This window comes from Pedobacter agri PB92, from assembly GCF_000258495.1.
Lineage (GTDB): Bacteria > Bacteroidota > Bacteroidia > Sphingobacteriales > Sphingobacteriaceae > Pedobacter > Pedobacter agri.
On the sequence record NZ_AJLG01000178.1, the window covers coordinates 1 to 10092 of the forward strand.

Below are 10092 nucleotides of genomic sequence, written 5' to 3' on the forward strand. Positions count from 1 at the left end.
ATGATGAAATCATCGCCGGTTTTAAGTTTCAAACGGTTTGCGGTATAATTTGAAACTAGTAATTCCTGCATAGCAGCCGTACTATCCGAAAAATCAATAATAGTTCCGCTAATAATATGTTGTTTGATGTAATCCCAATTATAGCTTTTATCAACTCCCTTAAAATTGATACCCTCTATTTCCTCATTAGCTGATAATATAGCGGGTTTGGTAGCGAATGGATAAAAGTATTCGACATCTGGATTTTCTTTAAGCTTCTTTGCGGTTTCGCTATCCAATACAAAAGGCGAATGCTCAAAAGAATTATTAAGATCGTAGCGGGTAATCTGAACATCACCCAAATACCCGCGAACCTTATCCTGGATTTCCGTTTTAAAGCCTTTAATAATTGCAATAGACAGGATCATCACTGCCAGACTCAGCATCACACCAACAATGGCAATACGAACGATAAGCTTTGAAAAAGTACGCTCTGATTTTATGGCAATACGCCCGGCTATGAAATATTCGAAATTCAACTTGATTATTTTGTAACAGCAAAAATGCTTAAATCCTTTTTAAAAATGGTATATATTTGGAATATAATGGTCATGAAAAAAGAATCCTGTTTAAATACAATAATCAAATAAAATGGTAAATTGTTTTAAGGTTGATTGACTAACATTAACCGATTTAAAATCCTATATAATGAAAAAATACATCAGCTTCGCTTTGACATCGTTCATTGCATTTTCAGCCTGTGGCCAGGGCCCGAAAATTACAGAGGAAGAAGGAGGAAAAAATTCCTTAGTTAACGAAACTTCTTTAAACGAAAAAAACGATCCTGCAGCTAAAACCATTAAAACAGGCGCAGAACAAACGGAAAAATATCTTCCGCTGTTAAAAGGCAAACGCGTTGGAATGGTTGTAAATCCAACATCGATTATTGGCAATCAAACCGCTGTTGATAGCTTATTAAAACGTGGTGTTAAAATTCAGAAAATATTTGGTCCGGAACATGGTTTTAGAGGCGATGCCAGTGCGGGTGTTAAAATTGATGATGCTATTGACACCAAAACAGGCATTAAGGCGGTTTCGCTTTATGGTAAACACAGTACACCAACTGCTGAAGACCTTGCAGATATCGACATTATGGTTTTCGACATTCAGGACGTGGGTGTACGTTTTTACACCTATATCAATACTTTGCAGCATGTAATGGAAGCTTGTGCTGTTAATAAAAAAGAGCTTTTGATTCTGGACCGTCCGAACCCTAACGGTTACTTGATTGATGGCCCGATTCTCGATCCTAAATTCAAATCTGGAATAGGCATTCAGCCAATTCCCATTGCACATGGCTTAACGGTTGGCGAATATGCCCAAATGCTGAACGGCGAAGGTTGGCTGAAGGATAAAGTAAAATGCAAAATAACCGTAATTAAGAATGCAAATTACAACCATGACATGGAGTATGTTTTGCCAGTTAAACCATCTCCGAACCTGAATACCGCACAATCAATTCTTTTGTACCCATCAACGTGTTTGTTTGAAGGCACATATTTAAACCATGGCCGCGGAACCATGTTTCCGTTTACTATTGTAGGCGCTCCCTACCTGAAAGGAAAATTTGATTTCAGCTTTACACCAAAAAGCATAAAAGGGATGTCAGAAACGCCTTTGTTTCAAGACCAACTTTGCTATGGTTTAGATTTGAGAAACTACGACACGAAAAAACTCCGTGAATCAAAACAAGTAAATATTTCCTGGTTAATTGAGTTATACAACGCATCGCCAAAAAAAGAAGATTTCTTTAACAGTAAATTGAGCAAAGAAATGGGAACCATTGAGCGATTGGTTGGTGTGGGCGATTTCAGGCAACAGGTTATTGCCGGAAAAAGTGAGAAAGAAATTCGGGCCAGTTGGGAACCAGGTTTAAGTGCGTATAAAAAGATGCGCCTGAAGTATTTGCTTTATAAATAGTGATTAATTGAGCAGATGATTGAGGAATGGCAGTAGGATTCAAACAATCGTATAAAAAACTTTGTTATTATCATCAAGAATGGCCTTTTGTCATTCTGTACTAATTTCAATCATTCACATCATGAGCGGACCAAAAAAAACGAATGACAATCCGGGCAGCAATTATGAGGAAGAAATTCCAAAAGGAAGAGAGCCTGAAGATCATAAAACAGTTAGGAAGCCAAATGACAGTACACCTAACAAGCCACCAAAAACAGAAAATCCGGCAAAACAACGGGAAAATGAAGAACAGCCTGTTGATCCGATAAAAAAGGCACCTAAAGAATAATGTTTGAAACAGACCTGATTACGTTGATGAAAGCGTAATCAGATCTTCAAAGCAAAATAAAAGGTCGAACCCTCGCCTTCTTCACTCTCCACCCATATTCTTCCACCTTCATTTTTGACAATTTCTGAAGAGATATACAACCCTAAACCCAAACCAGGATATGTATGTTGCAAATTGCCGCCCACACGATAAAACTGATCAAAAACCAGATGCTGAAGTTCTGTAGAAATGCCAATGCCGTAATCACGAACACTCAAAACAACTTCTCCATCGCTTGCATAACTTGCCACATCAATGCTGTTTGCATCAGATGAATATTTAATCGCATTTGAAAGAAAGTTGGTTATTACCTGCCCGATTCTCTCCTTATCTACATAAACATTCGACCTGCTATTTAAACTGGTATTGATCAGATGTTGCGATGTAGTATGCTGCATCTCATCAACCATCTCCTGAACCATGGAGTCAAAATCAAAATGTACAGGATTGAATGTCATTTTGCCGGCCTGTATCTTTGTTACATCCAAAAGGTCGCCAATTAACCCCGTTAAACGGTTTAACTGCACATCCATTTTCTGTACCATGTTGGCTTTTTTCTCATCACCTTCATTGCGAATCATCCGTTCTAAAACCTGTGCATAAGCTTTTATACTGGTTACAGGGGTTTTCAATTCGTGGCTGGCAATGCCTAAAAACTCATCTTTTTGTTTTTGTAGCTGAACCTGTTTTGTAACATCAATAGCTGCATGTAAAATGGCATAAACTTTACCTTCGGCATTTTTTAAAGGCTTGTAAGTAAAGTTGAACCAAAATTTTTGCAAGCTACCGTTTACCGATAGTTCTGCAACCTGCTGATCGGCATGGTAAGCTATTCCAGTACGAAATACGTCTTTCAAAATCCCAATGAAAGGTTGGCCTTCCAGTTCCGGAATGGCAACTTCCATGGTTTTACCAATCACACTTGCATCTTTATCCCAAAGTTTAAGCATTTCATTATTGGCAATTTTAATTATAATGTCCTCGGTTTCGTAAAGTGCTGTAGGCATCGGGTTATCGTGCACCAAATTCCGGAAACGTTCTTCGCTTTCCCTAAATGCATCACGCGATTTTACCTGAGCGGTAATATCATTGGCAACCACCATCACTCCCGTAACTTTATTATTTTTATCGCGAACAGGATCGTATACGAAATTGAAATAGTAATCGTCTAATTTGCCATTGTGTTCTAACCTTGCACGGGTTTCATATCCATAATGAGGTATCCCGGTTTGATAAACCTGCATCAGCAATTCTGGAAAGGGCTGATCGTGAATTTCTGGTAAGCCTTCCAGTAATTTAAGTCCAAGTATACTTTTATCTTTACGCCAGATGTGCAGTAAATCATCATTTGCATCTTCAATCACAAAATCTGGTCCACGCAAAATGCCGATGGCAACCGGCGCATCGTAAATCATCTGCCTAAAAAGTTCTTCGCTTTCTTTGACTTTAATTTTAGCATTTACAAGTTCGGTTACGTCGGTTGCGTTATTTAACACGGCCCATACCTTACCATTTTGGTCTTTTAATGGTTTGTAAACAAGGTCAAAATAAAATGTTTGTCGTACACCATCTTTTATTATTTCCGCTTTGTCCTCTTTCGCTTCGTAAGCAACCCCGGTTTCGAAAACCTCCTGTAAAATTTTAATAAAAGGCTGCCCGTCTAGTTCAGGCAATGCTTCAACTAATGTCATCCCAATAACAGAGGCATCTTTTCCCCATGCACTAAGTATGGCTTTATTGGCCACTTCAATTTTAAAATCCTCGCCCACGTACAGGCCGATAGGCATTTCCGATTCTTCAATAAGTATATTAAATAAAGAAACTTTATTTTGTAAATCTATTTGCATAAAACTGAACAAATATAATTTGTTTTACTTACTTCCATTGGCTTTGAGAAATGATAGCAACACTTTCTCATCATGTTCAAGGCCGAGCTTTCCAATCGCCTTCTGGTTATTCATTTTTTTTAAATATTTCTCCAACTCGTTGTTTTCATAAGCCGTAATCAAAATTGGGTAAACGTAAGAACTTTTACAAACCGCCCGGGTATTACCGAGTTTCTCTGCCACACAATCTAGTACACTCACTACCGTTTTTTTAGTGTTGAGTTCCCAGTCTTTATCTGCAGCACATTTAGAAAACTGGCGTAAAGCTTCCAAAGTGCCACCCCAGGTCCGAAAATCTTTTGCTGTAAAATCGTTGCCGGTTATTTCTTTGATATAGTTATTTATTTTCCCTGAATCAATTCCCTTATGTTCTTTTCCATTAGTGTAAAACTGAAATAAATCCTGACCAGGAATATCACGGCATTTTTTTTACCAGTTTAGCCAATGTCCGGTCATTCAGTTCTAAATTCTGCTGTACACCCTTTTTACCAATGAAATTGATATTGATTTTACTTCCGTTAATTTTAACGTGCTTATCTCGTAAGGTAGTTAATCCAAAGGAACCATAAAGTTGTTTGTAACTTTCGTTACCCACACGGATTAATGTTTTCTGAAGCACATCAACAGAAATGGCTAACACTTTACGTTCATCCAGTTCTTTTCTTTTTAAATCTTTTGCTAGTTTTTTTCTGGCCTCAGGTAAAGCCTTCCCAAATTCGAACAGGCGAAAATATTTATCATCCGAACGACGGCTCGTCCATTTCGGATGGTATTTATATTGTTTTCTTCCGGCAGCATCAATGCCTGTAACCTGCAGGTAGGCATTTGGTTTATTTGCAATCCAAACCTGTTGCCAAGCTGGTGGAATCACCAGCGATTTTATACGGTCTAAATGCTTTTCTTCACTTATTTTATGACCATCTTTATCCTCATAATGGAATTTACCAGGCTTTCCTTTGCGATAAATCCCGGGCATTGAATCGGTTACATAAACCAATCCGTTTGCTTTAACAACATCTTTGCCTTGTACCATTTTAACCTATAAGGATGATTTATTTTTAGTTATTTTGTAAAAACTTAATGCGCACATTCTCGTTAATTTAAAACACAACACCTTTGGTATGAAAATAGTTTTTATGGGTACGCCCGATTTTGCAGTTGCTTCTTTAGATGCTTTGGTGCAAGCCAACTTTGATGTTGTTGCAGTAATTACTGCTCCAGATAAACCGGCAGGTCGTGGTCAGAAAATGAATGAAAGTGCTGTAAAAAAGTACGCTATAGAAAAGAACATCCCGGTTCTGCAGCCGGAAAAACTAAAGAATCCTGAATTTTTGGAACAACTAAAAGCTTATCAGGCCGATTTACAAGTGGTTGTAGCATTCAGAATGTTACCTGAAGTGGTTTGGAATATGCCGCCAAAAGGGACAATTAATCTTCATGGCTCGCTGTTGCCACAATATCGCGGGGCAGCGCCAATTAATCATGCCGTTATTAATGGAGAAAAAGAAAGTGGTGTTACTACATTTTTCCTGACACATGAAATTGATACAGGAGCCATTATTCAAAGTGCATCAACCCCTATTTCAGATGAAGAAACTGCCGGAGACCTGCACGACAAGCTGATGCACATCGGTGCCGAGTTGTTGGTAAAAACCGTTACGGCAATTGAAAAAGGAGATTATACCGAACAGCCTCAACCACAAAATGATGTTTTAAAACACGCTCCGAAAATTTTTAAAGATGATTGCAAAATCAACTGGAACAATTCATCACAGCAGATATTTAACCTGATTCGCGGATTAAGTCCGTATCCAACAGCATTTACTTTATTAAATGATAAAACGCTTAAAATTTTTAAGGCAGAATTAGAGGATAAGGAACCTGCAATAGTAGCAGGCGGTTTTTTAACTGATGGAAAAACTTATTTAAAGTTTGCAACAAAAGATGGTTTTATTAAACTTTTAGATATTCAATACGAAGGAAAAAAACGCATGGCTATCGAAGATTTTCTCCGTGGAATGAGACTGTAAATGATTTATTAGCCCATTCAAGCTAATTACATTTGCACCAACAAAAACTAAAGTGCATTCAGCTTATCAATTAAAAACTTCGAAACCTCATTGAAATATCTTTTTCTACCATAACCCATTACCCATTGGATGCCTTGTGTGGCATTGGTAATAAAAACTTCTTCAGCTTCCTTCAAAATTTCCGGGTTAATTTGTGCTTCAACCAATGCCAGATCGTTCATTTTACAAAGTTGCATCACTGCGCTTCGCATCACTCCACCCACACAGCCTTCAGTTAAGGCCGGCGTATAAATCTGATCATTGTACACTACAAAAACATTTGCACTGATACTCTCACACAAAAAACCGTTTTGATTTAAAATCATCGCCTCATCTAAACGATTTTGAATCTTAAAAATCCCGGCCATTACATAAGGTAACGCATTTGATGTTTTATAATTCGACAATTTGTTAATCGGCTTCGCTATTTCATCATAAACATCAATAATTAAACCTTTACTATTTAGCTCATATTGATTGCTTGTTAATGGCATTCCTTCCAAAACATAACCTGCCTTGTTAATTTCGGGCGTGTAAACTCCTGCACCCTCACGGTAAACCGATAACCGGAAACGAACATTGCCGTTCCATCTGTTTTTTTTCACCAAATCAGCAGTTTTCTGGCGCAAAAAATAATCATCCATCAAAGCATGACCATCCATTTTAATGGCTTTCATTCCACCAATTAAACGATCGGCATGAAAATCAGCAAACTGAAGTTTATGATCGATCATGCGCATACTTTCGAAAAGCCCATCACCAAACTTAAAACTTCTGTTCGAAGCCGTTAATATCGGAGCATCAACCGCATGAAATTCATCATTAAATAAAAGATACTTTTGAGACATATATTAAGATGCGGCGATGTAATTTTCCCATTTATTTAATGCAGCTTTAAAATCAGCCGGAAGTGGCGATTCAAAATGCATATATTCTTTTGTTGTTGGATGAATAAAGCCCAGACTTTGTGCATGTAATGCCTGCCTTGGCAGTATTTCGAAACAATTATCTACAAACTGTTTATATTTATTAAACGTAGTTCCTTTTAGAATCTTATCGCCGCCGTACACGGCATCGCTAAATAAGGGATGCCCGATATGTTGCATGTGCGCTCTGATTTGGTGTGTACGACCCGTTTCGAGTTCGCAACTAATTAAGGTTACATAGCCTAAACGTTTTAAAACTTTGTAATGCGTTACAGACCATTTGCCTTTTTCTTCATCGTCATAAATGTCCATCACCCGGCGATCTTTTACGCTTCGCCCAATATAACCCGTTACTGTCCCATCATTTTCTATATCGCCCCAAACCAGCGCAATATATTTCCTGGTAATGCTGTGATCAAAAAACTGACGGGCTAAATGGGTTATTGACTTTTCATTTTTACTGATCAATAAAAGTCCGGAAGTATCTTTATCAATTCGGTGAACCAACCCGGGTCGGCCATCGTTTCCAGGCAATTGCGGCAACTGTTCAAAATGGAAAGCCAAAGCATTTACCAGCGTGCCGGTGTAATTATTAAAACCCGGATGAACGACCATGCCCGCAACCTTATTTACCACCAACAAATCACTGTCTTCATAAATAATATCTAGTGGAATATCTTCAGGATAAACTTCTGTATCGCGTGGCGGATGAGGAAGAACTATTGAAATTTCATCAAATGGCTTAACTTTATAACTGGCCTTTATCTGCTTTTGATTAACCAAAACATTGCCGGCATCAATGGCATTCTGGATTCGGTTACGTGAAGCATTCTCTACACGAACCATCAAAAATTTATCAATACGCAATAAGGATTGACCCTTATCTACCACAATTTTTAAATGTTCGTATAACTCCTGCTCTTCTGATTCTGGTAACTCGACCACATTTTCCATGGTGCAAAAATAAACTTTTAAGGCCAAGATTTTTCTAATGACTTAAGTTTTAGCAAAAAGTGCTTGGTAACGAGCTATCTCTTCCGTTTTATCTCTGCTCGCAGTCAATGTATTGCGACTTTAAAAGAACAAAAAATCAATGAAGGAAATTAAATTATTGTTAAGAAACTAATTTCCTTACAACTTAAAACAATATTGGCTTATTTTTTGTTGACACCTAGATCTAATCGATAACAATTATGAAAAATTTTACTCAAAACGTTAAGATTGTACTTAATTTTTTTCCTTATCTAATGAGGAAAATATATTTCAAGTAGAAAAAATCTAAAGAAAACGCCCAAAAGACACTTGCATTGTGCAGGTGTTTTTTATTTTTACACGTGTTTCAAGAAATATACAGTCCTGTACAGAAAATAGAAATAGATCTGTTTGATAATCTTTTTGTTAAGCGTGATGACCTGATTGACCCTTATGTTTCTGGAAATAAGTGGAGGAAGTTAAAGTACATTTTAGCAAAGGCTTCGAACGAAAATAAGAAACATCTGATCACCTTTGGCGGAGCGTATTCAAATCATCTTGTAGCAACTGCCGCTGCTGCTGCTCGGTTCGGTTTTAAATCAACAGCGTTTGTTAGAGGAGAAGCAGTGCAAAATGAGATGCTGCTGCTTTGTTCCCTCTTTGGAATGAAGTTGATTTTTGTAGATAGGCAAAGCTATAAAAACAAAAATTTACTCTTCAAAAGTCATTTTGAAGATGACTCGAATGCGTACTTTATTGATGAAGGTGGAGCATCTAAAGAAGCGGTAAAAGGTTGTACGGAAATTATAACAGAACTAAACGAAACTTATGATCATATTTTCGTTGCAGCAGGAACAGGAACTACAGCTGCCGGTTTATTGAAGGCTATTCAGTACAAAAATCTACATACCATACTTCATGTCATTCCTGTCCTAAAAGGAGGAGACTTTATTAAAGACGAAATTTCTAAATATACTTCCATCTCTGATCACCTCACTTTACATACCGGCTTTCATTTTGGTGGATATGCTAAAACCACTCCAGAATTGATTCACTTCATCAAAAATTTCACTGAAAAAACAGGAATGCTTATAGATCCTGTTTACACCGCGAAAATGTTCTATGCCATTGCTGATCTTCAGCGAAAAAACATCATTAATGCCAATGATAAAATATTAGCCATACATACAGGTGGATTACTGGGAATTTTGGGCATGAAAGATAAATTTTAAGCTTAACGCCCATTAGGAATACCCCAGTTAAACTAAATTTTGAATCGATTTAATTAAAAAAGTTTTCCACATTCCCGAAGTCTAAAATCAATTTTTGTCTATAATCATACTTTAAACTGTTTAAACCTATTTTTTTAGCTTTCGGTACAAAAAGTGCTTAAATTTTGCTTTTAGGCACATTTTACTAAATTTGAATTATACCAAATCCAAGTTTATGTACCAATTAACAGTACCTGCCGATCGCGTTAACGAAACTTTGAGCAAGCACATTTTAGCTGATGGTTTCGATCTTACCTATGATATGGAGAAAAGTCATGGAGCTTATATTTACGATTCGAAATACAATAGAACACTTCTCGATTTTTTTACCTGCTTCGCTTCCGTTCCGCTAGGATATAATCACCCTAAAATGGTGAATGATGAAAACTTCAAGAAAAATTTGTTGCTTGCGGCAATGGCCAACCCCTCAAATTCTGATGTTTACACCCAGCAATATGCACAGTTTATAGAAACATTCTCGAAAGTTGGCATTCCTGATTATTTACCACATGCTTTTTTTATTGCCGGAGGTGCACTTGCGGTTGAAAATGCGATTAAAGTAGCCATGGATTGGAAAGTACAGAAGAACTTCGCCAAGGGATATACCGAAGAAAAAGGATTTAAAGTATTGCATTTTGAAAG

11 protein-coding genes are annotated in these 10092 nt (G+C 37.3%); 5 read left to right on the forward strand and 6 right to left on the reverse strand.

Annotation, left to right across the window (positions count from 1 at the left end; genetic code table 11):
* Window positions 1-518 (reverse strand): ABC transporter permease (locus ON09_RS19675; RefSeq protein ID WP_010602783.1); only part of this gene is annotated, 518 nt, incomplete at its 3' end.
* A 169-nt stretch (window positions 519-687) separates the two neighbouring features.
* Here ON09_RS19675 and ON09_RS19680 point away from each other — a divergent pair.
* Together ON09_RS19680 and ON09_RS19685 are read left to right on the forward strand one after the other, a co-directional pair.
* On the forward strand, window positions 688-1959 hold the full coding sequence (locus ON09_RS19680) for an exo-beta-N-acetylmuramidase NamZ family protein (protein ID WP_010602784.1): 1272 nt from the start codon (window positions 688-690) through the stop codon (window positions 1957-1959).
* 121 nt (window positions 1960-2080) lie between these two features.
* Window positions 2081-2287 (forward strand): hypothetical protein, encoded by a 207-nt coding sequence (locus ON09_RS19685; RefSeq protein WP_238533754.1) that lies wholly within the window; start codon window positions 2081-2083, stop codon window positions 2285-2287.
* Between the two features lie 38 nt (window positions 2288-2325).
* On the opposite strand, the gene ON09_RS24475 is transcribed toward ON09_RS19685, so the two are convergent.
* Genes ON09_RS24475 through ON09_RS26515 form a run of 3 tightly spaced genes read right to left on the reverse strand, consistent with a single transcriptional unit; the run spans window position 2326 to window position 5245 of the window.
* Complete coding sequence (locus tag ON09_RS24475) at window positions 2326-4173, reverse strand: PAS domain-containing sensor histidine kinase (RefSeq protein ID WP_010602786.1); 1848 nt, start codon at window positions 4171-4173, stop codon at window positions 2326-2328.
* A 24-nt stretch (window positions 4174-4197) separates the two neighbouring features.
* A complete protein-coding gene (locus ON09_RS26510; protein ID WP_316927823.1) occupies window positions 4198-4626 on the reverse strand; it encodes a hypothetical protein in 429 nt (142 codons plus the stop codon).
* Between the two features lies 1 nt (window position 4627).
* The gene (locus ON09_RS26515; RefSeq protein ID WP_262495839.1) at window positions 4628-5245 is read right to left on the reverse strand and encodes a DNA topoisomerase IB; all 618 of its coding nucleotides are present in this window, start codon (window positions 5243-5245) and stop codon (window positions 4628-4630) included.
* 88 nt (window positions 5246-5333) lie between these two features.
* Between ON09_RS26515 and fmt the strand changes: the two genes are divergently transcribed.
* Window positions 5334-6242 carry a methionyl-tRNA formyltransferase gene (fmt, locus tag ON09_RS19700; RefSeq protein ID WP_010602787.1) on the forward strand — a complete coding sequence of 303 codons (909 nt, stop codon included), beginning with the start codon at window positions 5334-5336 and terminating at the stop codon, window positions 6240-6242.
* 47 nt (window positions 6243-6289) lie between these two features.
* Here fmt and ON09_RS19705 read toward each other — a convergent pair whose 3' ends face one another.
* Window positions 6290-7129, reverse strand: coding sequence for an aminotransferase class IV (locus ON09_RS19705; protein ID WP_010602788.1), 840 nt, complete (start codon window positions 7127-7129; stop codon window positions 6290-6292).
* 3 nt (window positions 7130-7132) lie between these two features.
* The gene (locus ON09_RS19710; RefSeq protein WP_010602789.1) at window positions 7133-8161 is read right to left on the reverse strand and encodes an RluA family pseudouridine synthase; all 1029 of its coding nucleotides are present in this window, start codon (window positions 8159-8161) and stop codon (window positions 7133-7135) included.
* 380 nt (window positions 8162-8541) lie between these two features.
* Between ON09_RS19710 and ON09_RS19715 the strand changes: the two genes are divergently transcribed.
* Both ON09_RS19715 and ON09_RS19720 read left to right on the forward strand, forming a co-directional pair.
* Window positions 8542-9411 carry a 1-aminocyclopropane-1-carboxylate deaminase/D-cysteine desulfhydrase gene (locus tag ON09_RS19715; protein WP_010602790.1) on the forward strand — a complete coding sequence of 290 codons (870 nt, stop codon included), beginning with the start codon at window positions 8542-8544 and terminating at the stop codon, window positions 9409-9411.
* Between the two features lie 214 nt (window positions 9412-9625).
* A partial coding sequence (locus ON09_RS19720; protein WP_010602791.1) for an aminotransferase class III-fold pyridoxal phosphate-dependent enzyme occupies window positions 9626-10092 on the forward strand: 467 nt, incomplete at its 3' end.

Bases quoted from the DNA above. Each gene is read 5' to 3' on its own strand.
- ON09_RS19680 (WP_010602784.1), top strand. From the start codon at position 688: ATGAAAAAATACATCAGCTTCGCTTTGACATCGTTCATTGCATTTTCA.
- ON09_RS19685 (WP_238533754.1), top strand. From the start codon at position 2,081: ATGAGCGGACCAAAAAAAACGAATGACAATCCGGGCAGCAATTATGAG.
- ON09_RS24475 (WP_010602786.1), bottom strand. From the start codon at position 4,173: ATGCAAATAGATTTACAAAATAAAGTTTCTTTATTTAATATACTTATT.
- ON09_RS26515 (WP_262495839.1), bottom strand. From the start codon at position 5,245: ATGGTACAAGGCAAAGATGTTGTTAAAGCAAACGGATTGGTTTATGTA.
- fmt (WP_010602787.1), top strand. From the start codon at position 5,334: ATGAAAATAGTTTTTATGGGTACGCCCGATTTTGCAGTTGCTTCTTTA.
- ON09_RS19705 (WP_010602788.1), bottom strand. From the start codon at position 7,129: ATGTCTCAAAAGTATCTTTTATTTAATGATGAATTTCATGCGGTTGAT.
- ON09_RS19710 (WP_010602789.1), bottom strand. From the start codon at position 8,161: ATGGAAAATGTGGTCGAGTTACCAGAATCAGAAGAGCAGGAGTTATAC.